This window comes from Nocardia tengchongensis, assembly GCF_054781395.1.
In genome coordinates this window covers 374,753-400,023 of the sequence record NZ_BAAGUM010000004.1, presented here as the reverse complement: position 1 = coordinate 400,023, position 25,271 = coordinate 374,753, and the positions used below count along the sequence as shown (strand labels likewise).

Genomic DNA, 25,271 nt, shown 5'->3' with positions numbered 1-25,271 from the left:
CTCCGGGCTGGCCGGTTCGGTCAGCGCGGTCAGCGGCATGAGCGGATGCTCCCAGTCGTACGTGTGTCACCAACTGGAAGCTGTGATGACTGATAATCAGTCTGTGGGAGCGGAGCTGATTGGTTTGGCAGTAGCAGGCGTTGGAGTTGTTGGGACGCTGGGTGCGACAGTGGCCGCGCAGTGGGCGGGGTTTCGTGGCAAACGCCTTGATGCTGAGATTCAACGAGATCAGCACGCTGAACAACGGCTTCAGTCAAGGATGGAGCAGCAGCACGAGCAGAAGCAATCTGCGTACTCAGCCTTCAACACCGCGGCCCGGAATTATCGAATGTACCTGCACCACTGTGTGATAGAGCTGGAGCGCGGTGGGCAACCTGATCGTGACGGGCTCGAAGCCGCCCGCGAAAGCTACCGCGAGATCTATGCCCAAGCGCAAATGGTCATCCCGGACCGAGTGCTTGAGGTTTCCGCCGAGCTTGACAGGTGTCTGGCCAATACATATCGGGTCATTCACAACACGGTTGATCGAACAGAAGCCGAGCGCCTGGACAAGTTGCATCGATGGTTGGATGGCCCTGTCCTAGAAGCGGTGTGGTTGCTCCGTCAAGTCCTCAGGGAGGATCTAGGCGTCACGTCAGAATCACCGGATCTGCACGTGAAGGTAGCTGCGTTGGCATCCGCCCGGGCCGAGCAATTCGATACCGGAGCTGGAGGTCCAATCTGCCGGTTGCAGCGCAATATTGGTACGTAGTGACCGCACTGGCCGCTCATCGGCATGAGCGTGCACTCGAGTTCTCTAGAGCCAGCCGGGCGCCGCGGCCGGAGCGGCGGATCTCGCCGGTCAGCGGGTGACAGTCGGGCCGTTTTCCCAACTGGCGCGCAATAGCTGGCGCTGTAGCCGCTGGCCCCAATACATTGGGCGCATGCGTGAGCGATCTCGAATCCTGCTGTGCTCGACCGCGACCGTCGCCGCGGCACTCGCGTTGCCGGTTCTCCCGATCGCGTCCGCTGAGCCCTCTCCCAGTACCAGCGGCTGCGCGGAGGTCCGCGTCGTCACCGTGCGTGGCACGCTGGAACCGCAGACCGGCAGCCTGCTGCTGACCCCGCTGGCGAAGCGGATCGCCCAGGAATCCGGCCGCAGTACCACAGTGACCGAACTCGAGTATCCCGCCTCGACGGCCCCGGACAGCCCCGGGCGTGGAGTGGAGAACCTGACGGCACTGGTGAACGAGGCCGCGGCCGGATGCCCGAATCAGCAGCTCGTCCTCCTCGGCTACTCACAGGGCAGCCGCGTCATCGGCAACACGCTTCGCACGCGAACCGCGTTGACCGACCAGGCCGCCGCGCAGATCGACGCGATCGCCGTGTTCGGCAGTCCGCTGTTCAACGGCGCCGACCCCTTCGACCGCGGCAACTACAATCCCGCCTTGTCGGGCTTCGCCGCGCTGCCCGTCAGCGCCCTCGGCGAATTCACCGACCGTGTGCGCTCATACTGCGATGCCGCCGACCGCGTCTGTCAGGGAGGCGATCCGGCCGCCGGGTTCGGAAATGCCTTGAGTCCGGGGCATTTCGCATACTTCGTCAACGACTACCGGGACCAGGCGGCGGCATTCGTCCGCGAGCAGCTCCACTCGTAACGTCCCCTTCTGCAGTCCGGCCCGGCGGCTGCCGAGGGCCGTCCATGGGTCGTGAGTATGTGATGGGTGGATGCCGCATCGGGCATGGGGTCGTCCTTTGCGTCGGGGGGCGCTGCGACCGATCTGGTGGAGCTGCTTGCCAAGTGCAGAGAACGGCTGCGGGCCCCGGCGTGGAGGAGTCCGGAGACTCTTCCGCTGAGTTCCAGGCCGCCGGCGCGTTCGCAGGGGGGGAGTCGTTGGCGCCGAGTTTCGCGCCGTCGGTGGGGATGGCGGTGCCGAGGTCGATGGTCACTGGGGTGGGGATGGACTTCGCGCCTTCGAGGCTGGGGCTGCATTGCTGTGTAGTTGCTGGATGGCGGTGTGGATCTGGTCGGTGTCGACCTGTCGGCGCAGTAAATGATCTTGTTCTGCATCGGGAGAGCGCGGACATTGCGAGGCAGGCAGTGTCAGATTTCGTGCCACTTCGTTGCGGGACATCGTGGGGCAGTCCGAGACGGGCTGCGGCGCACTCGAAGAGCGTGCCCCTCACCAGGGGGGTTGGTAAGAGCACCCCTGGTGACCCCCTATACTCCGTGGAATGCGGATGTTCCTGGATATCCTCCTAGTTATCACCAGCGTGCTGCTGGTGCTGCTGGTGCTGTTGCACCGCGCCAAGGGCGGAGGTCTGTCCAGCCTCTTCGGTGGTGGAGTGCAGTCGAGCCTGTCGGGCTCCACTGTCGTCGAGAAGAATCTCGACCGCATCACCATCTTCCTCGGCGTCATCTGGCTGATCTCCATCCTCGGGATCGGCCTCGAAATCAAGTTCTCCTAGGTCCATAAGCTTCCGTAGTCGCCCGGGCACCCATCAGGTGCCCGGGCGATTTGTCGTCACCGTGGCGGGTGGTGCGCCGGTGAGAGATTCGCGAGGGCGGCGGAGAGGGCGCGGCGGGCGTCGGCGCGGCTGATGGGGGTGTCGTCGTCGAGAGCGGACAGTTCGATGGTGAGGAAGTCGCGGATGAGGTCGGACATGCTCACGCCGCGGTGGTCGGCTTCGGCGCGGATGCGTTGATCCATGGCGTAGGGGAGCCGGACCGTGCGCAGCACCGTGACGGGGGTGTCGGGGCCGGGCAGGTCGGGTTCGGGGGCGTCCTCGTCGAAGGTGAGGCTGTCGAGGAAATCGCGCGCCTCGGCGGCTGTGTTCGGGTACCCCTGGTCCGGATGGTCACTCATGGTCCGCCTCCCATTGTTCGAACTGGGCGAGAAGCCGTCCGGTCACCGGCCGGACGCCGACGACCTGCTGGTCCCACTGCGACAGCGGACGCACCACCACCGCGAGCGGCTGCCCGGCGCCGGTGCGGCCGATGATCATGAGGGCGGGTAGTCCGCCCGTCCCGCGCACCGGTCGCGGCCAGCGCCGCCCGGGTCCGGTCAGAACCCGCAGGACCTCCTCCGGCGCGATACCGAACCGGGCCGCGACGTCGAGCGCCCACTCGGGAATCTCATATCCCACGGCCGCATAATACGATCGTAAAACAGCTGGTCGCCACCTGTCGACAAAAGTTTCGAGCCGAACCCGGGCGCGTCGATCGCGGGCGTGTTGCCGGACCTGCGTATCGAGCCCGACCCGGGGCGGGTAGTCGGCTACTCGTTACCGCGTCCTCCTGCACGGCGATGATCATCTACAGGCCGCATAAGGAGCTTCCGATGGTGCGCAGATCCGCCTCCGCTGTCATGATCGGCATCGCCGCGTTCGGTGCCGTGACACTCGTACCGGTGACCGCGCGCGCGGGTCCTCTGCCCGGCGAGGAAGGTGTGCCGTGCCCGTGGACGCGGGTGATCAAGGTCGATCCCGGATGGGAGGACTACTACCAGATCTGCGGCGGCGACCCGACCGTGAATCCCGCGCGGCGCACCTCGGTCATCGCGAACATTTCCGAAGGCGTACTGCGAATTTCACCAGCCGTCGGGAGTCCTGCGCTGCAAGCGTTTTCGCCTGCGATCACAGGTCCCGACGGGATCACCGGCCTGACAGCCCATCTCGTGAGCACCGCACCCGATCTCGACGGCTCGGTTCTGGTAGCTCCCCACGGCTATGTTCATGTCACGGGCGGGGCGAGTGTGAAGATAGCCGTGGACTATTCGAGCAGCAGCATGACCGTGCTGGCCGACGCACTGGTGAAGACCGGCATGAAGAGAATCGGTATGGGATTCGTCAATCGATTCTCACAAGTCCAGGGCTGCGCGCGGGGCACGGCCGGCATCTTCGACCAATTGGGTGACCGCAGCCGCCCAGCGTCCTTCCTCGACGCCGCCCCCGAACTCGTGGATGCCTCCGAATGCCTTCCGCTGTGGAACGCGATCGAGCGTGAGGTGGGCTCGACCGGGCTGAAGGCCTTCGAGTCGTCCGCGCTGCGCGAGGTCGCCGAAGACTCGTGGCGCCCGATGACGAAGCTCATCATCAAATACCTCGAGGAGATCGCGATCAAAGTCCGGTGATGGCCGCCGTGTTGCCGAACCGGTGTCGTCGACACGCGGGACGTGGCGCGCCGCAAAGGGCATCATGAACAAATGGACCCGGTGAAAACGGTCGCGCCGAGCCTCGCGGGGGTGCTGGACCGCAATCTGTTCTGGATGGTGTGGAACTCCGTGCTGGCGTGGATCCCGGTGGCGTTGGCGCTGCTGGTGTTCCGCAATGCGCGCGAAGACGAACGGCGACTACCGATTTCACCGGTCTGGTGGGGTGGTGTGGTCCTGTTGCTGCTGTTTCTGCCCAACGCGCCCTATGTGGTGACGGATCTGGTGCATCTGCGCGATGACATCCGCGCCGCGGGCAACGGCCCTGTGGTGACCACGATCCTGCCGGTGTACGGGGTGTTCATCGTGTCCGGATTCGTCGCCTACTACCTGGTGCTGGCCGAACTCGGCCGCTTCCTGGAGGCGCGGGGACTGGCGGCGTGGCGGACCCCGGTGACCCTCGCGGTCCATTTGCTGTGCGCTGTAGGCGTTTTCCTGGGCCGCTGGGTGCGGTTGAACTCGTGGGAGCCGGTGGTGCAACCGCGCGGCACCTTCGACCGCATGATGCTGGCTTTGAGCTGGAACTGGGCGCCGGTGCTCATCGCGGCGGTGTTCGTGGCAACGGCCCTGGGCCACTTCGTGACCCGCGCCGTGGTGGAGGCGGGCGTGGACAGCGCCCGCCGGGGCGCCCGGCTGTTGCGAACCCGCAAGTTCGCGTAGCCGAGCGCCCACGGGGTGATCAGGAGATTCCGAGGCGCTCCGCCGCGAGGACCCGGATGGCCTTCTTGTCGGGCTTGCCGAGACCGGTCAGCGGCAGCTTCTCGATCACCAGCACGTGCTTGGGCACCTGCACCGAACCCTTGCGCTGCTTGACCGCGGCCTGGATCTCGGCGGTGACGGTCTCGACGGCGGCAGGATCGGCGGCGGTGGCGGGATCGAGCACCAGCACCGCGGTCACCGCCTCGCCCCACTGCGCATCCGCCACACCGACAACCGCGACCTCGTGCACCAGCGGGTGTTCGGAGACAACGTCTTCCACCTCGCGGGGGAACACGTTGAACCCGCCGGTGACCACCATGTCCTTGGAACGCCCGACGATGAACAGGAACCCGTCCTCGTCCTGACGCGCCAGGTCACCGGTGCGCAGCCACCCGTTCTTGAAGGTGTCCGCGGTGACCTCGGGCAGGTTCAGGTACCCGCCCGCGAGCAGCGGCCCGGAGACACAGATCTCGCCGACCTCGCCCTGCGGAACCTGCTTGTCCTCACCGTCGAGCAGCGCCACGCGCACCGCGGTGGAGGGCCGGCCGCACGAGGTGAGCCGCGCCTTGTCGTGCTCTTCCTTGCCCAGGTAGCTGATCGCCATCGGCGCTTCGGACTGCCCGAAGTACTGGGCGAAGATCGGCCCGAACCGATCGATGGCCTCCTGCAACCGATTCGGGTCGATCGCCGAAGCCCCGTAGTACACGGTCTCGAGCGAGGACAGGTCCCGGGTCTTGGAGTCGGGGTGATCGAGCAGCGCGTAGAGCATCGACGGCACCAGCATGGTCGCCGAGATCTTGTGCTCCTCGATCGCGCGCAGCACCTCGCCCGCGTCGAAACGCGGCAGCACCACGCACTGCCCGCCCAGCAGCACGACCGGCAGGAAGAACGCCGCGCCCGCGTGCGAGAGCGGGGTGCAGATCAGGAATTTCGGCTGCTTGGGCCATTCCCACTCGGAGAGCTGGATCTGCGTCATGGTGTTCATCGTCAGCGCCGTGCCGATGACACCCTTGGGCTTGCCGGTGGTGCCGCCGGTGTAGCTGATCGAGATCACGTCCGAGGGCAGCAGTTCGGTCGCCTCGACCGCACGCGGCTCGTACTTGTCCGCGGCGGCCAGGATGTCCACGCCGACGTCGGCCAGCTGCTCGGGCACCGGGCCCAGCACCAGGATCTTGGTCAGCGTCGGCACCATGTCGACCAGTTCGCGGGCGCGCTGCACGAACGCCGGGACCGGGTCCAGGATCAGCGTCGAGATGCCCGCGTCGGCAAGCACATACGCGTGATCGTCCAGGCCGCCGATGGGGTGCAGCGCGGTGCGCCGCGAACCCACGATCTGACCCGCGCCGATGGTGAACAGCACCTCGGGCCGGTTCAGGGCGAGTACACCGACCGGGGTGCCGGTGGTGACGCCGTGCTCGGCGAAGGCGTCGATGTAGCGGCTCATACCGTCGAGCACCTCACCGCCGGTGAGGATGTGGTCGCCGAGGGTGAGCACCGGACGGTTGCGATGCCGCTTCAGCCCGGCCACCAGGGCGTGCCCGTTGTGCACGGGCAGCCGCAGCATGGTGTCGGGATCGATTGCACTCATGGGGTTCTCAATTCATCCGATGGTCACGCGGTGTAGGCCGAGTACAGGGTGACGACGACCGCGCCGCCCAAGCCCAGATTGTGCGCCAGCGCGGTGCGCGCGCCCGCGACCTGACGGTCGCCCGCGAGTCCGCGCAGCTGCCAGCTCAATTCGGTGCACTGCGCCAGACCGGTCGCGCCGAGCGGGTGGCCCTTGGAGATCAGGCCACCGGACGGGTTGACGACCCACTGGCCACCATAGGTGGTCGCACCGGACTCGACGAGGGCTCCGGACTCGCCCTCGCCGCACAGGCCCAGCGCCTCGTAGGTGATGAGCTCGTTGATGGAGAAGCAGTCGTGCAGCTCGATCACGTCGACGTCGTCGACGGTGATCCCGGCGCGCGAGAACACCTTCGAGGACGCGGCGCGGGTCATGGGCGCGCCGACCACGTCGATCATCGACCCGGTGGAGAAGGAGGTGCCGTCGTCGGTGGCCAGCTCCTGGGCCAGGATCTCGATGGCCTGGTCCTCGAGACCGTTGGCCTTGACGAACTCCTCGCTCACCACGACCGCGGCGGCAGCGCCGTCGGACATCGGCGAGCACTGCGAACGGGTCAGCGGGCCGTGCACCGGCTTGTCACCGAGCACCTGCTCGAGGGTGTACGCGTCCTGGAACTGCGCGAGCGGGTTGTTGGTCGAGTGCTGGTGGTTCTTCACCGCGACCGCGGCCAGCTGCTCGGGGGTGGTGCCGTAGCGCTTCATGTGCTCGATGGCGGCATTGCCGAAGAACTGGGTGGTGATCGGCGCGGCGGAGAACTCGAAGTGCTCCTTGTTCACCTTCAGGTGGTGGTCGACCGTGGTGACCTTCGGCTTGGTGGCCGGGCCCGCCATGGCCTCCTTGGTCATCTGCTCGAAGCCGACGGCCAGGGCGACATCGGTGATGCCGGCCGCGACCCACTCGCGGGCGAACATCAGCGCGGTGGAGCCGGTCGCGCAGTTGTTGTTCACGTTGACGACCGGGATGCCGGTCAGGCCGATGTCGTAGAGCGCCCGCTGGCCGGCGGCCGAGGGCTGGAAGACGTAACCGACCGCGGCGCGCTGCACCTGGTCATAGGTGACGCCCGCGTCCTTCAGCGCGCCGTTCACGGCCTCGGCGACCATCTGCGGGTAGGTCCACTCGCGGGAACCGATCTTGACGAACGGCGTCATGTTCACGCCGACGACGAAAACGCGTCGCATTGGATTGTCCACTCCTGTTCTTCGGGAACGTAATTCGAGAGTTCTAGTCGGCGCGCGGGATGCGGCCGTCGAGGTCGGTGAAGCCGTACGCCTCGGCGAGGTCGGCGACCTTCCAGGCTTTTCCGGTGCGCGCCAGGCGATCCGGGTCGGCGGCCAGCGCGGTGACGGCGCGGCCGGCGAAGTGCGGGGTCTCGGCCTGATCCAGGTCGAAGGTGCCCTCACCGGGCAGGGTGACCAGGCGGCGGCCCTGGGCGTCGGCCGGAACCATTTGCAGCAGTTCGGTATTGACGATGCCGGGCCAGATCGAGACGGCAGTCGTGCCGGTGCCCTCGAGGTCGTGGGCCATGTCGGCGGTGAGCCGGTCAACGGCGGTCTTGCCGACGCCGTAGACCGCGTTGTGCATGTGGCGGACCGCGCCGGGGGAGGAGACGCTCACGATCAGGCCGCGCGATTCGATGAGCAGGGGCGCGGCGAAAACGCTGGCCACGTAATGGGATCGGACGCCGATGTCGAAGCCCTCGTCCCAGGCTTTCGGCGGCACCTCCCAGAACTTGCGTCCGATCCAGCGTGCGGAGCCGGGGGAGTTGTAGACGTTGTTGACCAGCACGTCCAGCCGGCCCTGTTCGTCGCGGATCTGCGTGAAGAGTTTCTCCACGGCGGCGTCGTCGCGGTGATCGCAGACCACCGGCACCCCGGTTCCGCCCAGGGCGTCGATCTCGGCGGCGGTGCCGGCCACGGTGCCCGGTAGGTGCCCGGGCGTGACGGTGCGCCCGGTGACGTACACGGTCGCCCCGGCCGCGCCCAGCTCCAGGGCGATGCCCTTGCCGATGCCCCGGCTGGCCCCGGTCACGACCGCGACCTTTCCGGCGAGAATCTTGGGTATTTCGCTCACGACCTCTGGACATTACCTTGAAATAGGAACGTGTTCTAGAAATTGGAGGCGGAGTGGAACTGACGCATCGGACGATCGACACCGGAGAGGTCCGGATGCACGTCGCGGACCAGGGCGAGGGCTTCCCGGTTGTCTTCTGTCACGGGTTCCCGCACACCTGGTACATGTGGCACCACCAGCTCGACGCGGTCGCCGCGGCGGGCTACCGGGCCCTGGCACCCGACCTGCGCGGATACGGCCGCACCGAGGCGCCCGCCGACCCGGAGGCCTACACCAACGCCGCCGTCATCGGCGACCTGCTGGCCCTGCTCGACGACATCGGCGCCGAGCGCGCCGTCTTCGTCGGCCTCGACTTCGGCGCCCAGCTGGTGTGGGAACTGAGCCTGCGCGCCCCCGAACGGGTCGCCGGCGTCGTGGTCCTGAACAACCCGTTCGCCCCCCGGCCCCCGCGCCCGCCGTCGGCGTTCTGGACCAAGGCGGCCGAACGCCACTTCCTGCACCTGTCCTACTTCCAGACCCCCGGCGTCGCCGACGCCGAACTCGCCGCCGACCCCCGCTCCTTCCTGGCCCGCGTCTACTACTCCCTCTCCGGCGACTATCACTACCTCGACACGTGGAAGAACCCGCCCGGTCTCGGCTACCTCGACGTCCTCCCGCAGGCCCCCGCCCTGCCCTGGCCGTGGCTCACCCAAGCCGAATTCGACACCCTGGTCGCCGATTTCGAGCGCACCGGCTTCACCGGCGGCCTCAACTGGTACCGCAACCTCGACCGCAACTGGGAACTGACCGAGGCCTACGCCGACGCCAAGGTGGAGGTCCCCACCTACTTCCTCTACGGCGAGAACGACCCCGACATGGAGGGCTTCAGCGGGCGCGACCCCCTGGCCACCCTGCGCGCCAACGTCACTGACCTCCGCGAGGTCGTCGACGTCCCGGGCGCGGGCCACCTCGTCCAGCTCGAACGCCCCGACGCCGTCAACGGATTCCTGATCGAGGCGTTGAAGAGCCTCGACCTCGCCCGGTAGCCGCGCGTTGGCCGACCAGCGGGGCTCGCCCGGGTGTCGTTAAGCTGTCCGCCTTGTGGAATCTTCGGTGAATCTCGATGGTGGCTTCGGCGCGCTCATCGGTCTGGACATGGTCGAGTTCGACCGCGACGGTGCGCGCAGCGTGTGCCGGCTCACGGTCGCGCCCCAACACCTCAATCCCCATCGGGTGATGCACGGCGGGGCGATGTATTCGATGGCAGACCAGGGCATGGGTGCGGCGGTCTACTGCGTTCTCGGCGCAGGCGAATCCTGTGCCACCATCGAGGTGAAGATCGTCTACCTCGCCGCGGTGCGCGGCGGCGTGGTCGAGTGCGAGTCCCGGGTGATCAACCGGGGCAAGCGCGTCATCGCCCTCGAGTCGGAAATCCGGAACGAGGGCCGGCTCGTCGCCAAGGCGCTCGGCACCTTCGCGGTCTTCCCGGCCAGAACTGACGCATAGCGGCGGGCCGGCGCGATGATGAGGCGAGGGCCCCGTCATCGAATTCGGTTGGTGGCCCGGCAGTTCTGGCCGAGTCACCCATCCTTCTGTTCGTGCGTCCAGTTACGGGGTACGGTCGGGTGCGCGAGTATCGACGAGGAGGCCCGTTCATGGCAGTGCGAGTTCACGCCTTCACCGACGACGCGCTCGGCGAGCACGACGGGGTCGCGATCGCCGAGCTGATCCGGCGCGGTGAACTCAGCGCCGCGGAGGTCGCCAAGGCGGCCCGCGAGCGGGCGACACGGGTGAATCCGGAGCTGAACGCGCTCGTGGTGGACATGGATACGCCGCTGGTGTCGGCCGACCGCGATGCGCTGCTCTACGGCGTGCCCACCTACGTCAAGGACAACACCGATGTGGCCGGGCTGCCCACCCAGCACGGCAGCGCCGCGTGGCGGGCTCAGGCCGCGAAAGCGCACGGCCCCTTCACGAAACAGTTCCTCAGCACCGGTATGACCGTGCTCGGCAAGACCACACTGCCGGAGTTCGGGCTCAACGCCACCACCGAATTCGCCGATGCCGCACCGACGCACAACCCGTGGTCCACCGGGTTTTCCTCGGGAGCCTCCTCGGGCGGTTCCGCCGCCATGGTCGCCGCGGGCGTGGTCCCGATCGCGCACGGCAACGACGGCGGCGGCTCGATCCGCATCCCCGCCGCCTGTTGCGGACTGGTCGGGTTGAAGCCGACCCGCGGCCGCCACATCGACGGCCCGCAGGCCCGCTCCATGCCCATCAACCTGGTCTCGGAGGGCGTGCTCACCCGCACGGTCCGCGACAGCGCCACGTATTTCGCTGCCGCCGAACGCTTCTGGCGCAACCCGGCGCTGCCGCCGGTCGGCCTGGTCGAGGGGCCCGCGCAACGCCGCCTGCGGATCGGCGTGCTCACCGAGCCCATCACCGGAGCCCCCCTCGACCCGCAGGTCCGGGCCGTCCACGACGACACCGTCGCACTGCTGGAGAGTCTCGGCCACGAGGTGCGCCCCATCGCATACCCGGTGGACCGCGGCTTCGCCGACGACTTCGCCACCTACTGGGCGATGCTGGCGTACCTGCTGGGCCGCACCGGCAAATTCACCCTCGACCGCACTTTCGACCCCGCCCGTCTGGACCCGTTCACCCGTGGCCTGGCCGATCGGTTCCGCGGCACCGCCCTGCGCTCACCGGCGGTCCTGTACCGGCTCTCCCGTCTCCGCCACGCCTACGCGGCGTCCTTCCGCGACATCGAGCTGGTGGTGTCCCCGGTCCTGGCGAGCCTCACCCCGCCCCTCGGCTACCTCAGCCCCGACCAGCCCTTCGACGAGGTCTTCGATCGCCTGCTGAACTACGTCACCTACACCCCGCTGGCGAATGTGACCGGCGCACCGGCCCTTTCGCTCCCCATGGGCGCGTCCGCCGACGGCCTCCCGATCGGCATGATGTTCTCCGCCGCGCACGGCGACGAACGCACCCTGCTCGAACTCGCCTACACCCTCGAGGCGGCCCGGCCCTTCCGTCGCATCCAGCAGTGAGGCGGCGGGTTCAGGAGATGTTCTTCGGCTGAGCCGGTGCGGCCACCGCCGAACGGTGGTGGCCACGGACCGCCGCCCGTTCGGCAGCGTTCTAGACCGAGACGCGCCGCAGCGCGTCGGGGGTCAGATCCTTCAGCGTCGGGTAGCCGTCCACCGCCATGATCAGATCGGCTTCCGCGAGCAGGGTGCGCAGCACGTGCACGATGCCGTCCGCACCGCCCAGGGACAGGCCGTAGGCGTAGGGGCGGCCGATCCCGACGGCGGACGCGCCCAGGGCGAGCGCCTTGATGATGTCCGCGCCCGAGCGCACCCCGGAGTCGAACAGCACGGGCAGCCCGTCCGCGGCGGCCACTACGTCCGGCAGCATGTCCAGCGCCGGCAGCCCGCCGTTGGCCTGGCGGCCACCGTGATTCGAGCAGTAGATGCCGTCCACGCCCAGATCCTTGGCGCGTCGCGCGTCGTCGGGGTGGCCGATGCCCTTCACGATCAGCGGCAGCTTGGTCAGCGACCGCAGCCACGGCAGGTCGGCCCAGGTGAGCGGGTTGCCGAAGACCTGGATCCAGCGCAGGATCGCCGTCTGCGGATCCTCCTCGGGGGACTTGGCCAGACTCGCCCGGAACACCGGATCGGTGAAGTAGTTGGCCAGGCAGTGCCCGCGCAGCTGCGGGAAGTTCCCGGTGGACAGATCCCGCGGCCGCCAGCCGGTGACCCAGGTGTCGAGGGTGACCACGATGCCCTTGAACCCGGCCCGCTCGGCGCGCTCGACGAGGCTGGCCGCCAGATCACGGTCGGTCGGGGTGTAGAGCTGGAAAAAGCCCGGGGTGTCGCCGAATTCGGCGGCGACGTCCTCCATCGGATCGACAGTCAGGGTGGAGGCCACCATCGGCACGCCGGTGCGCGCCGCGGCCTTCGCGGTCGCCAGATCGCCGTGCCCGTCCTGCGCGCACAGTCCGATGACGCCTACCGGAGCCATGAAGATCGGTGCGTTCCAGGTGCTTCCGAAGAGCTCCACCGACAGGTCGCGCTCCTTGGCGCCGACGAACATGCGCGGAATCAGCCCCCACCCATCGAACGCCGCCACATTCGCGTTCTGCGTGCGCTCATCGCCCGCCCCGCCCGCCACATATGACCACACCGACGGCGGCAGCGCGGCCTGGGCCCGCTCGGCCAGCTCCGCGAAGCTCACCGGCAGCGTCGGCACCACCCCGCGCAACCCGTTGAAGTAGATCTCGTTCTGAAAATCACCGAATGCCACGCGCCAACCTCCTTGTTCCCGCACCCGCTGCTGGAGCGCCCCGTCATTCTGCCAGCAGACCTTACCGATCGGTAAGTATCGGAAGCCGGGCTGTTCGCATGGGGACCTGTCGCACCCCGCGTGGTCTCTCGACCGGTGGCAGGTCCCGATGGCGGCGATGCGGAACCGGAGATCAGTTTTCGGGCATGTTCCAGCGCGCGGCCGGGGCGAACACGCCGGTCGGGTCGTAGCGTCGGCGGGCGGCGACCAGCCGTTCGCGCTGCGGCTCGGTCCAGGCGGCCAGGGTGTCGGCGGACCCGTCGTGCGCGTACAGGCCGAAGTTCGGCGTGGCAGCGTTGAGGCTCCAGGGGGCCAGAGCCGCGGCCACGCCATCGAGGACAGCGGGGACCACCGCGGCGATCGGCGGGGCCAGCACGCCGACCGCGAAGAGCTGGAACGGCGCGTGGCGTCCGGCGATCGTGTTGAGGGACAGTGGTTCTCGCGCGAGCGCGCCGCCCAGCGCCCGGATCTCGGCCATACCGATCGGCTGCCGGGCCGCGGCCGCGATCAGCGCGTCGATGGCCGCGTCCGGCAGTTCGCGCAGCAGCGTCCCGCGATCGCGCGCCGGCATCGGATCGACCGGATCGTTGTGGATGGAAGCCAGTGCCGCGTACGGCATTTCGGCGACGGTATCCAGCAGCGGAACCGCCAACGGCCGCAGCGGCGCGAGCAGTGCCGCGCCGTCGGCGGGATCGCCGACATGGGCGTAGCGCAGGTGCAGTACCGTGGCGCCGCGCAGCGGTTCCGGAATCTCGGGCAGCGGCGGCAGATTCAGGATCGCCACCGAACTCGAGACGCTCTCCGGCGCGGTCGCCACCCAGTTCCGCCAGGCCCGCAGCACGCTCGGCGCGTCCTCGATGCGGTAGGTGAGCCCACCGGCGTACAGGGTGGCGATCGGGAAGAGCCGGAACGTCATCTGCGTGACGATGCCGAGGGCCGCGCCGCCGCCGAGCAGGGCCCGGAACAGCTCGGGTTCGCTGTCGGGGGTGACCCGCCGCAGCGTGGCGTCGGCGGTGACCACCTCCATCGCGGTCACGTGGTCGGCGGCGAAACCGTGAGTGCGCGCGATGGGGCCGAGCCCACCGCCCAGGGTGTATCCGATGACCCCGACCGCCGGCGCGGATCCGGCCAGTCCCGCCAGCCCGAAGGGGGCGGCCGCGTCCAGCACCTGCTGCCAGCGGGTGCCCGCGCCAACCGTGGCCGTCCGGTGCTCATGGTCGATCGAGACCTCGTCGAGCCCCGAGGTGTCGATGAGAATGCTGTCGCTGGGCGAGTCGGCCGCCCCGTGCCCGGTGGCCTGCACGGCAACGGTGTAGCCGGACTGGACGGCGGCGCGCACCGCGGCCGCGACGTCGGCGGCGCTGCTGGCCGCCACGATGGCCGCGGCCCGATGCTCGGTCGCGGCATTGAATCCGGCTGCTGAGCGCCGATACCCGTCCTCGCCCGGTGTGTGGACGGCCCCGGCGACCGCCGCGCGCAGCCGCTCGGCGACGTCGGCGGCCGGTAGGGGGTGCGGGTCGACGTCGGCCGGTGCGGTCGGATCGAAGACGCTGGACATGTGGCTCCTGACAGTTGGTGGTGCTGTTCGCCGTCGAGCAAACCGTGGCGCGCTTAGCGCGAACTTAGCTCGCGCCCAGCACCGCTCGCGGGCTCGGCGCCGATCGCGCTCACCAGGTCGTTGACCTCGGCGCGCGTCATACTCGCCCCGGCGGTGAGACCGGCCTCGAATTCCGTTGCGGGCAGCGCCGACCGGACCGCCGCGGCCTCGCGGGCCGCGTCCACCGGATCCATCACCTCCGGCAGGAACCCGATCCGGCCACCCAATGCCCGCACCGCCCCGAGCAGGCGGGCGCCGTCGGCGGCCCGGCCGCTGTGGGCGGCGAGCGCCGCAGCCGACTGCACCATCACCAGCCACGAGGTGACGTCCCCGTCCCGCTCCAGCGCGGTCTGCATGGTGCGCAACGCCGTCCGAGCCTCGGCGTCCTCGCCGGCCTCCAGGGCACAGCGGGCCAACGTCCACGACGCGGACGCACCCGACCAGCGGTGCCCGCAGCGTTCGGCGACCGCGACCGCCTCACGCAGCGCGGCCCGTGCCGCGTCGGGCCGGTTCGCGAAACGCAGGATCATGCCCTCGATCATCAGCGCCTCGGCCAGCTGCCACGGACGCCCGTCGAGGCGGGCCCCGGCGACCGCGGACGCGGCGGCGGCGACCGCCTCGGGCGCGGGGTCGACCATCGCGCCCATATAGGTGGTCCACGACCGCATCCACGCGGCCGTGTCCAGATCGCCGGCCTCGCCGGCCACCTGCGTCGCCCGCCCGGTCGCCGCCGCGCCCCGCCGAGGATCGCCGGAGAGGTAGTGCAGGCCGCCGAGCCCGCCCAGGGCGTGCGACAACGTCGCGGCGTCGACGCCGTGCCAGGGTGGTTCGGTCACCGCGAGCGCACCGGTGATGGCCGCGATGCCCTCCTCGATGAGCCCGCGCCGGTACCAGAACCAGTGCAGGGCCGCCGCCAGCCGCAGCACATATTCGGGCTCACCGGCCCCGAAGGCGGACACGATGGCACTGCGGTGCTCGGCGACATCGGCGCTGAGCGCGTCCATCAGCTGTGCCGACCGGGCATCGCGCAGCTGGTCCGCCACGGCCCGCGACCGCTCCAGCACACAGCGCCGGTGGGCCGCCCGCACCCGCTCCAGCTCGTCGGATTCACAATGGGCGAGCGCGAATTCGCGAATGCTCTGCAACATCCGATAGCGACGCGGCGACGAGGCGGGTTGCACCCGCAGCAGTGAGCGCCGAACCAGTCCGGTCAACGGTTGCAGGACCGCCATCGGCGTGGCCGCCCCATGCACCGCGGCCGCGGCGTCGATGTCGAAACTGCCGGCGAAGACCGCGATATCGCGCAGCAGCCGCGCCTCGTCGGGGTCGAGCAGGCGGTAACTCCAGTCGATGGTGTCGGCCAGGCGGCGCTGCCTGGGCGGCGCGGTGCGCGCACCTCCGGCGAGCAGGGTGAACCGGTCCGCCAAGCCGTCGGCGATCTGCTGTTCGGACAGCATCCGCAATTGCGCGGCGGCCAACTCCACCGCGAGCGGAATGCCGTCGAGATCGGCGCAGATCCGCCGCACCGGTTCCCGCACCCGGTCGTCGAGCGCCCATCCCTCGATCACACCCGCGGCGCGCGCCGCGAACAGGTCGATGGCAGTGGCCTCGTCCAGGGGCGGGATCTCGAGGACTCGTTCGCCGTCGACGGCGAGCGGCTCACGGCTGGTCGCGAGAATGCGGACCCCGGGGCAGCGAGCCAGCAGGGTGTGTGCGACATCGGCCACCCCGTCCAGGACGTGCTCGCAATTGTCGAGCAGCAGTAGGCATTCCCGCGTGGCGACGATGTCGGCGAGCCGATCCGGTGTGCTCGCGCCCCGGACCTGCAGGGCGGCGGCCACCGTGGCGGCGACCAGAGCATCGGATTCGACCGGCGCCAGATCCACCCACCACTGCCCCGGCTCCGCTTCCGTGCGCGCTCGGGGCAGTCGGCGGCAGGCTTCGACGGCCAGCCTGGTCTTGCCGACTCCGCCGGTGCCGACCAGGGTCACCAGGCGGGCGGTGTGCAGGGCGTCCGCGACATCGTCGAGTTCGGTTGCGCGGCCGATGAATTGGGTGCGGGGTACCGGCATCGGGCAGACGGGTGCGCTCGCGGGGGCGATGACGGCGGCGAGGGTGGCGGGTCCGCGCAGCAGACTCTCGTCGTGGCGCAGGATCGCGGTTTCCAGTTCTCGCAACCGGACGCCCGGTTCGAGGCCGAGTTCGGTGTCGAGCAGGCGGCGGATGTCGCGCAGCGCGGCGAGGGCCTCGGACTGCTGCCCGGCGCGGTAGCGGGCCAATGCCGCCAGCTCCCACACCCGTTCGTCGAGTGGATGCGCCGATATCAGGGCGTCGGCGTCGGCGAGGGCGGCCTCGACGCAGCCCGCGCCGAGTCGCAACTCCACCAGCGCTTTCCGCGCCCGCAGTTCGAGCGCGGTGAGCCGTGCGATCTCCGGCCGTACGAAATCGGCGTCGGCCACATCCGCGTACGGCGCGCCCCGCCATTCGGCCAGCGCCGCCTCGTAAGCGCTCAGTCCGGCCTCGGAATCGCCCGCCGCGCAGGCGGATTCGGCGATCTCGAGCTGTGCGGCGAAGCGGTGCGCGTCGATCGCGTTCGCGGGCAGATCCAGCTGGTAGCGAGCGCCCTTACGGACGATCACGCTCGCCGCGCCGCGCCGGCGGTCGGGCTCGAGCCGGTCGCGCAGCTTCGAGACCCCGAATTGCAGTGAGCTCACCGATGGTTCCGCGGCGTCGTGCCACACCTGTTCGAGCAGCCGATCCGCCGACACCTCGCGCGGGAAGGCCGCCACCAGTGCAGCCAGCAAACTCCGCTGCCGCAATCCGCCCAGATCGACCGGCCGTCCCTCGACGGTGGCCGCGAGCCCGCCCAGCACCTTCAATCGCACCTGCGGTCGCGCACCGTCGTTCCCGGTTTCACGCACAAGTCACCTCACTACAGCTCTCATCCAGCAATCTATCGTGGCCAGCGAACGGCACGGTGCATCGGCGGGGATGTCCGTGCGGTCGCATGCACAGGGCGGACCCGGCTGTCCGAATCCGCCCTGCGCGGGTATCCGGGACGCGCCTCAGCGCGTCGCCGGTTCAGAAATTCGCGTTGAGGTAGTCCGCCGCGTGGGTCGTCCACAACACGTTGGTGCCCGGCATGTTGTGGCCGGAGTACAGCACGTGCTGGCCGTCGGGCCACGGCGTCAGGTAGCCGATCATCCCGCGCACCGCGGCCTCGTACCGGTCCAGGTTCGCCACCGGGTTCTGCATCAGGAAATCCAGCAGCTCGTTGAAGACGAACTGGGTCAGGTTTCCGATCCGGGCGCCCTCGACCAGGGAGAACGGTGAGATCGCGGTGTCGATGCCGCGCAGCGGCGAGTCGCCGGGGGAGGAGGTGATGATGTCGCCGGGATTGGCGTATTCCCGGACGTGGATTCCCGCGGGCCAGGCGCCGCGCTGGCCGTGCAGGCCGTATGTCGTTGCCGGGCAGAGGTTTTCGACCGATTGTCCGGCCCGCCGCATGGGGTTCGCGATGTTCACCACGAACGCGATCTCCAGCGGGGAGCCGTCGACATTGGTGTAGATGCCCGCTCGCACGCCCTGCAGAATCGTGCTCGCCACGATCCCGCCCAGCGAATAGCTGAGCAGACCGCACACATTCGGTGAATCCTGGATCGCCTTGACGCCGGCGGCGACGCCCAGCCGCACCGAGGTGTTCAGCGACGGGCCCCACTCGCTCGGGACCGGCCCGATCGACGCCGGCCAATCCGGCTCGAAGGTGCTGAATTTGTCGGTGTCCAGCAGTTTGGCAACATCGTGCAGCATCCCCGCCGGTGTCCCATCCGAATTGCGCTGCTCCCCGGTGCCGCGCAAGGTGATGATGTCGATCATGGTCTTCCCCTCCGTGCGCCGAACCCTTCGACGTGTGGTCGACGCTAAGCGCGTCCTACCAGCTAATCGCGAGTAGTCGACTACGCGTTTACGCGGGGAGGGGACACAGTTCGGTGCCCGGGTCCGGGAACGCCGAACGGCGGGCCGGATCGCGCGATCCGGCCCGCCGTTCGGCGGTGAGCTAGCGCGGCAGGTCCGCCGCGGCCGACTCGTCCAGCAGCCAGGTGGTGGACTCGGTGCCGATCGCACCGGCCGCCGGAATGTCGAGCGGGGACGCGCCGTTGAGGGCGGCGGCCACCGCGGCGGCCTTGGCCTCGCCGGAGACGATCAGCATGACGTGGCGCGACTTGCGGATCGCGGGCAGCGTCAGGGTGACCCGGACCGCGGGCGGCTTGGGCGAATTGGTTTCGGCGACAACCAGTTCGTGTTCCTCGCGGGTGGCGTCGGTGTGCGGGAACAGCGAGTTGATGTGGCCTTCCCCGCCCATGCCGAGCAGGTGCAGATCGAACGCGCCGTGCTCGGCCAGGTGGGCGTGCACGGTGGCCGCGTACTCGCCGGCGGCTTCCAGCGGGTCCGGGTAGTCGCCGCTGGAGGTCTCGGTCGGGTGCACGCGGGCCGGGTCGACCGGGACGTGGTCGAGCAGGGCGTGGCGGGCCTGCAGTTCGTTGCGCTCCGGGTCGCCGGTGGGCACGAAACGCTCGTCGCCCCAGAAGACGTCGAGCTTGCCCCAGTCGATGTCGCCGGGCGCCTTGCGCACCAGTTCCAGCAGGGCGATGCCGGTGCCGCCGCCGGTCAGGACCACCGAGGCGGAGCCGCGCAGGCGCTGGGCCTCCACCACCTCGGCGACGAAACGGGCGGCCGCGGCGGCCACCAGATCATCGACGGTGCTGAAGGTTTCCGTGACGGCGGGCTTACTCATAGGTCACCCTTTCGATTCCGGTGAGGGCCTCGGCGTAGATGTCGTCGGCGTCGAGATGACGCAGCTCCTCGGCCAGGCAGTCCTTGGTCTCGCGCCGCGCCAGCGCGAAACGCTGGTCGGGTTCGCCGGTGCGGGACAGGGTCGCGGTGCGGCCGTGCTGCGGGCGGGAGATGGCGATCGACACCGTCGGACGGTGCATCTCCACCTTCAGCTCGCCGGTGCGCCGCACCACCGGGCAGTCCAGGCGCGCGGCCAGCCACCCGGCCAGCATGTCCAGCGCCGGTTCTTCCTTCAGACCCGAAATCGTCACCGACTCAACGGTTTCGAACGGGGCCTCATCGAGCGCCGCCGCCAGCAGCGCCCGCCAGTAGGTGACCCGGCTCCACGCCAGATCGGTGTCACCGGTCGCATACGAGTGGCGACGGCCCTTGATGGTGGCCTGCGGATCGGCCGCGAAGGTGGCGTCGGTGATGCGGCGCGTGGCCAGCCGGCCCACCGAATCCTTCGACGGGAACTCCGGCGCGCCCCGCGGCCACCACGCCACCACGGGGGTGTCGGGCAGCAGGAACGGGATCACCACGCTGGCCTCGTGCGGCACCAGATCGCCCTGCAACCGCAGCACGATCACCTCGGCCGCCCCCGCGTCGCCGCCGACGCGGATCTGGGCGTCCAGCCGGGTCTCGGCCATGCGGTCACCGCGCGCCAGCACGATCACCCGGCAGGGGTGCTCGCGGCTGGCGTCGTTGGCGGCGTCGATGGCGTCCTCGGCCTCGGAGCTGTCGAGCGTGCACACCACCAGGGTGAGCACCCGGCCCATGGTGACCACGCCATTGGATTCCCGCAGCTGCACAAGACGTTTCGACACCTCGCGGGTGTCGGTGTCGGGCATGTCGATGATCACGGTCGCCGCCATTCCCGCCCGCTGCGCGCGAGCATCTCGTCGGCGGATTCCGGACCCCAGCCGCCGGCCTCGTACGGATCGGGCTTACCGGTCTCGGCCCAGTGCGCCAGCGCGGGATCGAGGATGCGCCAAGACAATTCGACCTCCTCGTTGACCGGGAACAGCGACGGCACCCCGAGCAGCACATCCAGGATGAGCCGCTCGTAGGCCTCGGGGGAGTCCTCGGTGAAGGCCTCGCCGTAGCTGAAGTCCATGTTCACGTCGCGCACCTCCATCGACGACCCGGGCACCTTGGACCCGAATCGCATGGTGATGCCCTCGTCCGGCTGCACCCGGATGACCAGCGCGTTCTGCCCGAGTTCCTCGGTCATGGTCTGGTCGAACGGCAGGTGCGGGGCCCGCTTGAACACCACCGCGATCTCGGTGACGCGGCGGCCCAGGCGTTTTCCGGTGCGCAGGTAGAACGGCACGCCCGCCCAGCGGCGGGTCGCGACCGACAGGGTGATGGCGGCGTAGGTCTCGGTGCGGGAGTTGGGGTCGAAACCCTCCTCCTGCAACAGGCCCACCACCGGCTCACTGCCCTGCCAGCCCGCCGTGTACTGCCCGCGCGCGGTCGTCTCGTCCAGGGGCGCAACGAGTTTGGTCGCCGAGAGCACCTTGATCTTCTCGATCTGCAACTGCTTGGGCTGGAAGCTCACCGGCTCTTCCATGGCGGTCAACGCCAGCAGCTGCAACAGGTGGTTCTGGATGACGTCGCGGGCTGCGCCGATCCCGTCGTAATAGCCCGCGCGCCCGCCCAATCCGATGTCCTCGGCCATGGTGATCTGCACGTGGTCGACATAGTTGGCGTTCCAGATGGGATCCCACAGCTGGTTGGCGAAGCGCAGCGCCAGAATGTTCTGCACCGTCTCCTTGCCCAGGTAGTGGTCGATGCGGAACACCGACCGCTCCGGGAACACCGTGTTGACCAGCGCGTTGAGTTCCTGCGCGCTGTTCAGGTCGTGCCCGAACGGCTTCTCGATCACCACTCGCCGCCACGGATCCGGTTGCCCCGCAGGGGAATCGGTCGGCTTGGCGAGCCCGTTCTTGGACAGCTGCTCCAGCACGATGGGGAAGTCGCTGGGCGGAATCGACAGGTAGAAGGCGGTATTGCCGCCCGTCCCGCGATCCCGGTCCAGATCCTTGAGGGTGGTGGCCAGCTTGTGGAAGGCCGCGTCGTCCTCGAACGTGCCGCGAACGAAACGCAGACCCTCCTTCAGCTGCTGCCACACCTCCTCCCGGAAGGGAGTGCGCGCCGAGGAGGACACCGACTCGTGAACCAGGTTCGCGAAGTCCTCATCAGTCCAGTCCCGGCGCGCGAAGCCGATCAGCGAGAAGCCCGGGGGCAGCAGCCCCCGGTTCGCCAGATCGTAGATGGCCGGCAGCACCTTGCGCCGCGACAGATCACCGGTAACGCCGAATATCACCACGTTGCACGGTCCGGCGATGCGGGGCACCCGGCTGTCGCGATCATCGCGCAGCGGGTTCGGCATCGCGACCGTCGTCGCCGCGCGAGTCACGGTCAGTTGCCCCCTGCGACCTGCAGCTTTTCGGTGGTGGCGACGAGCAGGTCCTGCCAGGAGGTGACGAACTTGTCGACGCCCTCGGTCTCGAGCACCCCGAAGACCTCGTCGAGGTCGATCCCGACAGCGACCAGCTGGTCGAACACCTGCTGCGCGTCGGCGGCCAGGCCGTCGAGGCGATTACCTTCCAGCACACCGTGATCGGCGAAGGCCTCGAGGGTCTTCTCCGGCAGCGTGTTGACCGTGTCCGGGCCCACCAGCTGCGTGATGTACATGGTGTCGGGGTATTCCGGGTTCTTCACACCGGTCGAGGCCCACAGCGCGCGCTGCTTGTTGCCGCCCGCCGAGGACAGCTTGGCGTAGACGTCGGTGTGGGCGCCGCCGTCGAACACGTCGCGGTAGGCGGCATAGGCCAAGCGCGCGTTGGCGATTCCGGCCTTGCCGCGCAGCGCGAGCGCCGCGTCGGTTCCGATGGCCTCGAGCCGCTTGTCGATCTCGGAGTCCACGCGGGACACGAAGAACGAAGCGACGGAATGGATCTTGGCGAGGTCGTGCCCGGCGGTGTTGGCGTTGCGCAAACCGTCGAGGTAGGCGCCCATCACCGCGATGTAGCGCTGCACCGAGAAGATCAGCGTCACGTTCACGCTGATGCCCTCGGAGATCACCCGGGTGATGGCGGGCAGGCCCGCCTCGGTCGCCGGGATCTTGATCAGCAGGTTCGGGCGGTCCACGATCTTCCACAGCTCGATGGCCTGGGCCACCGTGCCGTCGGTGTCGAAGGCCAGGCGCGGGTCGACCTCGATGGAGACCCGGCCGTCGACGCCCTTCGAGGCGGCGAAGACGTCGGCGAAGATGTCGCAGGCCGCGCGCACGTCATCGGTGGTGATGGTGCGGATGGCCGAGTCGACGTCCGCGCCGCGCGCGGCGAGCTCGTCGACCTGCTCGTCGTAGGCGTGGCCCGAGGACAGCGCGCCCTGGAAGATGGTCGGGTTGGTGGTGACGCCGACGACATTGCGGGAGTCGATCAGGCCCTGGAGGTTTCCGGACTTGATGCGGTCACGCGACAGATCGTCCAGCCACACCGAAACCCCGGCGGCCGACAGGGCCGCGGTGTTCGTGTTCTGGGTCATGACAACTATCCCTTCACCTTGGCAAGCGAGCGGGTGGCAGCGGCGACGACGGCGTCGGTGGTGATGCCGAACTCGCGGAACAGCGTCTTGAAATCGGCCGAGGCACCGAAGTGCTCGATGGACACGTTCTCACCGGCGTCACCGGTGAAACGGTGCCACGGCATCGCGATGCCGGCCTCGACCGTGACGCGGGCCCGCACCGACGGCGGCAGCACCTTGTCGCGGTAGGACTGTTCCTGCGCGTCGAACCACTCCACACACGGCATGGACACCACGCGGGTGCCGATGCCCTGTGCCTCGAGCGTAGCGCGCGCGTCGACCGCGAGCTGCAGTTCCGAACCGGTGGCGATCAGGATTACCTGCGGTGTGCCGGTGGAGGATTCGGCCAGGATGTAACCGCCCTTGCGGACGCCCTCGTAGCTGGTGCCCTCCTGGATCGGCAGATCCTGACGGGTCAGCGCCAGCGCGGACGGGCCGTCCTGGTGCGGGGCGTCGGAGACCAGGAAGTGCGAATGCCGTTCGGCGCTGTCCCGTTCCAGGATGGTGCGCCAGGCGTAGGTGGTCTCGTTGGCGTCACCGGGGCGGACCACGTTCAGGCCCGGGATCGCGCGCAGCGCGGCCAGATGCTCGATCGGCTGGTGGGTGGGGCCGTCCTCGCCCAGACCGATGGAGTCGTGGGTCCACACGTAGGTGACCGGGGTGCGCATCAGCGCGCCCAGGCGCACCGCGGGACGCATGTAGTCGGAGAACACCAGGAAGGTGCCGCCGTAGGGGCGGGTCGGGCCGTGCAGCGCGATGCCGTTGAGGATCGAGCCCATCGCGTGCTCACGCACACCGAAGTGGAGGGTCCGGCCGTAGGGGTTGGCCTTCCAAGCGCCGGTGGAGATGGACTCCGGGCCGAAGGACGCCGCACCCGGCATGGTGGTGTTGTTCGACTCCGCGAGGTCGGCCGAACCGCCCCACAGCTCCGGCAGCACCGGGGCCAGCGCGGCCAGCACCGCACCGGACGCCTTGCGGGTCGCCATCGCCTTGCCGGCCTCGTGGATCGGCAGGGTCTCGGTCCAGCCGGCGGGCAGCGCGCGCTCCTGCAGCCGGTCGAACAGCGCCTTGTTCTCCGGGTTGGCCGTGGCCCACGCCTCGAACTGCTCCTGCCAGGCGGCCCGGGTGGCCTTGGCGCGGTCGGCGACATTGGCGCGCGAGTGCGCGATCACGGCGGCGTCCACGTCGAAGCTCTTGTCCGGGTCGAAGCCCAGGATCTTCTTGGTGGCCGCGACCTCGTCGACGCCCAGCGCGGCGCCGTGCGAGGAGCCGGTGTTCATCTTGGTGGGGGCCGGGTAGCCGATGATGGTGCGCAGCAGGATGATCGACGGCTTGTCGGTCACGGCCTGCGCGGCGGCGACGGCGGCCTCGATGCCGGTGACGTCCTCGCCGCCCTCGACGGTCTGCACGTGCCAGCCGTAGGCCTCGTAGCGCGCCGCGGTGTCCTCGGTGAAGGCGATGCGGGTGTCGTCCTCGATGGAGATCTTGTTGTCGTCGTAGAAGACGATCAGGTTGCCCAGCTGCTGGGTGCCCGCCAGCGAGGACGCCTCGGAGGTGACGCCCTCCTCCATGTCACCGTCGGAGGCGATGACATAGATGAAGTGATCGAACGCACTCTTGCCCTGTGCCGCTTCGGGATCGAACAGGCCGCGCTCACGCCGCGACGCCATCGACATGCCGACCGCGGAGGCCAGGCCCTGACCCAGCGGGCCGGTGGTGATCTCGACGTGGTCGGTGTGGCGGTACTCCGGGTGGCCCGGAGTCAGCGAACCCCACTTGCGCAGGTGCTCGAGGTCGGTCAGCTCGAGGCCCATGCCCGCCAGGTACAGCTGTACGTACAGGGTCAGGCTGGAGTGGCCGCAGGACAGCACGAAACGGTCGCGACCCACCCACGCCGGATCGGCCGGATCCAGCCGCATCACGCGCTGGAACAGGGTGTACGCCAACGGGGCCAGGCTCATCGCGGTGCCCGGGTGGCCGTTGCCGGTGTTCTGGACCGCATCGGCGGCGAGGATCCGGGCCGTGTCGACGGCCCTGGTGTCCAGATCGGTCCAGTCGGTGGGGTGGTTCGGCTGAGTGAGCGCGCGGATGTCGTCTGTGACTGACACGACCGAGGTTCTCCTGACGTTCTCGTCAATGATGCGGTTGTGGGCTGCGGGGGAGTCGCTGCGTTCGATCCGGGTGCGACGCGGCCGCACCGATCTACAACCACCCTAAAGGGCGGCGTTTCGTGCTCATACCCGAACCCACAATCACCGTCCGCCGTGTCGTTGCTTCGTGGCGTTTCGCGGACCTGTTCGTGACTGGCCGATGTACACGTCGCGAACCGGTCTCG

At 69.0% G+C, this 25,271-nt stretch carries 22 protein-coding genes; 8 read left to right on the top strand and 14 right to left on the bottom strand.

The window, feature by feature from the left end:
- Nucleotides 1–85: 85 nt before the first annotated feature.
- The 3 genes from ACYVKL_RS07080 to secG all read left to right on the top strand — a co-directional run bounded on the left by ACYVKL_RS07080 (nucleotide 86) and on the right by secG (nucleotide 2,448).
- Nucleotides 86–751 carry a hypothetical protein gene (locus ACYVKL_RS07080; RefSeq protein ID WP_379169326.1) on the top strand — a complete coding sequence of 222 codons (666 nt, stop codon included), beginning with the start codon at nucleotides 86–88 and terminating at the stop codon, nucleotides 749–751.
- Between the two features lie 172 nt (nucleotides 752–923).
- Nucleotides 924–1,637, top strand: coding sequence for a cutinase family protein (locus tag ACYVKL_RS07075; protein ID WP_379169324.1), 714 nt, complete (start codon nucleotides 924–926; stop codon nucleotides 1,635–1,637).
- A gap of 577 nt (nucleotides 1,638–2,214) precedes the next feature.
- The gene (gene secG / locus ACYVKL_RS07070) at nucleotides 2,215–2,448 is read left to right on the top strand and encodes a preprotein translocase subunit SecG (RefSeq protein WP_154789531.1); all 234 of its coding nucleotides are present in this window, start codon (nucleotides 2,215–2,217) and stop codon (nucleotides 2,446–2,448) included.
- A 56-nt stretch (nucleotides 2,449–2,504) separates the two neighbouring features.
- Here secG and ACYVKL_RS07065 read toward each other — a convergent pair whose 3' ends face one another.
- Both ACYVKL_RS07065 and ACYVKL_RS07060 read right to left on the bottom strand, forming a co-directional pair.
- Nucleotides 2,505–2,846, bottom strand: coding sequence for a hypothetical protein (locus ACYVKL_RS07065; protein WP_379169322.1), 342 nt, complete (start codon nucleotides 2,844–2,846; stop codon nucleotides 2,505–2,507).
- The gene (locus ACYVKL_RS07060; RefSeq protein ID WP_379169320.1) at nucleotides 2,839–3,126 is read right to left on the bottom strand and encodes a hypothetical protein; all 288 of its coding nucleotides are present in this window, start codon (nucleotides 3,124–3,126) and stop codon (nucleotides 2,839–2,841) included. The genes ACYVKL_RS07065 and ACYVKL_RS07060 overlap by 8 nt, the downstream gene beginning before the upstream one ends.
- Before the next feature lie 194 nt (nucleotides 3,127–3,320).
- On the opposite strand from ACYVKL_RS07060, the gene ACYVKL_RS07055 reads away from it, so the two are divergent.
- Together ACYVKL_RS07055 and ACYVKL_RS07050 are read left to right on the top strand one after the other, a co-directional pair.
- On the top strand, nucleotides 3,321–4,112 hold the full coding sequence (locus ACYVKL_RS07055; RefSeq protein ID WP_379169318.1) for a hypothetical protein: 792 nt from the start codon (nucleotides 3,321–3,323) through the stop codon (nucleotides 4,110–4,112).
- Nucleotides 4,113–4,184: 72 nt separating this feature from the next.
- Entirely contained in the window at nucleotides 4,185–4,850 is a 666-nt protein-coding gene (locus ACYVKL_RS07050) for a DUF1361 domain-containing protein (protein WP_379169316.1), read from the top strand.
- Between the two features lie 19 nt (nucleotides 4,851–4,869).
- Here ACYVKL_RS07050 and fadD8 read toward each other — a convergent pair whose 3' ends face one another.
- From fadD8 to ACYVKL_RS07035, 3 genes are read right to left on the bottom strand one after another with little or no spacing between them, the layout of a single operon-like run.
- Nucleotides 4,870–6,477, bottom strand: a complete 1,608-nt coding sequence (gene fadD8, locus ACYVKL_RS07045) for a fatty-acid--CoA ligase FadD8 (protein ID WP_379169314.1) — start codon at nucleotides 6,475–6,477, stop codon at nucleotides 4,870–4,872.
- 23 nt (nucleotides 6,478–6,500) lie between these two features.
- Nucleotides 6,501–7,694 carry a thiolase C-terminal domain-containing protein gene (locus tag ACYVKL_RS07040; RefSeq protein ID WP_379169312.1) on the bottom strand — a complete coding sequence of 398 codons (1,194 nt, stop codon included), beginning with the start codon at nucleotides 7,692–7,694 and terminating at the stop codon, nucleotides 6,501–6,503.
- Between the two features lie 43 nt (nucleotides 7,695–7,737).
- Nucleotides 7,738–8,586: an SDR family NAD(P)-dependent oxidoreductase gene (locus tag ACYVKL_RS07035; RefSeq protein ID WP_379169310.1), complete on the bottom strand. Its 849-nt coding sequence runs from the start codon at nucleotides 8,584–8,586 to the stop codon at nucleotides 7,738–7,740.
- A gap of 53 nt (nucleotides 8,587–8,639) precedes the next feature.
- Here ACYVKL_RS07035 and ACYVKL_RS07030 point away from each other — a divergent pair, with 53 nt between their 5' ends.
- From ACYVKL_RS07030 to ACYVKL_RS07020, 3 genes are all read left to right on the top strand, one after another.
- On the top strand, nucleotides 8,640–9,611 hold the full coding sequence (locus ACYVKL_RS07030; protein WP_379169308.1) for an alpha/beta fold hydrolase: 972 nt from the start codon (nucleotides 8,640–8,642) through the stop codon (nucleotides 9,609–9,611).
- 67 nt (nucleotides 9,612–9,678) lie between these two features.
- On the top strand, nucleotides 9,679–10,071 hold the full coding sequence (locus tag ACYVKL_RS07025; RefSeq protein WP_379169306.1) for a PaaI family thioesterase: 393 nt from the start codon (nucleotides 9,679–9,681) through the stop codon (nucleotides 10,069–10,071).
- A gap of 149 nt (nucleotides 10,072–10,220) precedes the next feature.
- Nucleotides 10,221–11,618, top strand: coding sequence for an amidase (locus tag ACYVKL_RS07020; RefSeq protein WP_379169305.1), 1,398 nt, complete (start codon nucleotides 10,221–10,223; stop codon nucleotides 11,616–11,618).
- A gap of 91 nt (nucleotides 11,619–11,709) precedes the next feature.
- Here ACYVKL_RS07020 and ACYVKL_RS07015 read toward each other — a convergent pair whose 3' ends face one another.
- The 9 genes from ACYVKL_RS07015 to tkt form a co-directional block, all read right to left on the bottom strand.
- The gene (locus tag ACYVKL_RS07015; protein WP_379169303.1) at nucleotides 11,710–12,873 is read right to left on the bottom strand and encodes a lactate 2-monooxygenase; all 1,164 of its coding nucleotides are present in this window, start codon (nucleotides 12,871–12,873) and stop codon (nucleotides 11,710–11,712) included.
- Nucleotides 12,874–13,045: 172 nt separating this feature from the next.
- Nucleotides 13,046–14,470, bottom strand: a complete 1,425-nt coding sequence (locus ACYVKL_RS07010; RefSeq protein WP_379169301.1) for an FAD-binding oxidoreductase — start codon at nucleotides 14,468–14,470, stop codon at nucleotides 13,046–13,048.
- A 53-nt stretch (nucleotides 14,471–14,523) separates the two neighbouring features.
- Complete coding sequence (locus ACYVKL_RS07005) at nucleotides 14,524–17,430, bottom strand: AfsR/SARP family transcriptional regulator (RefSeq protein ID WP_379169299.1); 2,907 nt, start codon at nucleotides 17,428–17,430, stop codon at nucleotides 14,524–14,526.
- A gap of 160 nt (nucleotides 17,431–17,590) precedes the next feature.
- Nucleotides 17,591–18,385 (bottom strand): hypothetical protein, encoded by a 795-nt coding sequence (locus ACYVKL_RS07000; protein ID WP_379169297.1) that lies wholly within the window; start codon nucleotides 18,383–18,385, stop codon nucleotides 17,591–17,593.
- Between the two features lie 181 nt (nucleotides 18,386–18,566).
- Nucleotides 18,567–19,304 carry a 6-phosphogluconolactonase gene (pgl, locus tag ACYVKL_RS06995; RefSeq protein WP_357199205.1) on the bottom strand — a complete coding sequence of 246 codons (738 nt, stop codon included), beginning with the start codon at nucleotides 19,302–19,304 and terminating at the stop codon, nucleotides 18,567–18,569.
- Nucleotides 19,297–20,205, bottom strand: coding sequence for a glucose-6-phosphate dehydrogenase assembly protein OpcA (opcA, locus tag ACYVKL_RS06990; protein WP_213561231.1), 909 nt, complete (start codon nucleotides 20,203–20,205; stop codon nucleotides 19,297–19,299). The genes pgl and opcA overlap by 8 nt, the downstream gene beginning before the upstream one ends.
- Nucleotides 20,202–21,737, bottom strand: coding sequence for a glucose-6-phosphate dehydrogenase (gene zwf / locus ACYVKL_RS06985; RefSeq protein ID WP_379169857.1), 1,536 nt, complete (start codon nucleotides 21,735–21,737; stop codon nucleotides 20,202–20,204). The genes opcA and zwf overlap by 4 nt, the downstream gene beginning before the upstream one ends.
- Before the next feature lie 29 nt (nucleotides 21,738–21,766).
- Nucleotides 21,767–22,897 (bottom strand): transaldolase, encoded by a 1,131-nt coding sequence (gene tal, locus ACYVKL_RS06980; protein ID WP_379169295.1) that lies wholly within the window; start codon nucleotides 22,895–22,897, stop codon nucleotides 21,767–21,769.
- A gap of 5 nt (nucleotides 22,898–22,902) precedes the next feature.
- A complete protein-coding gene (gene tkt, locus ACYVKL_RS06975) occupies nucleotides 22,903–25,044 on the bottom strand; it encodes a transketolase (protein WP_379169293.1) in 2,142 nt (713 codons plus the stop codon).
- Nucleotides 25,045–25,271: the final 227 nt, after the last annotated feature.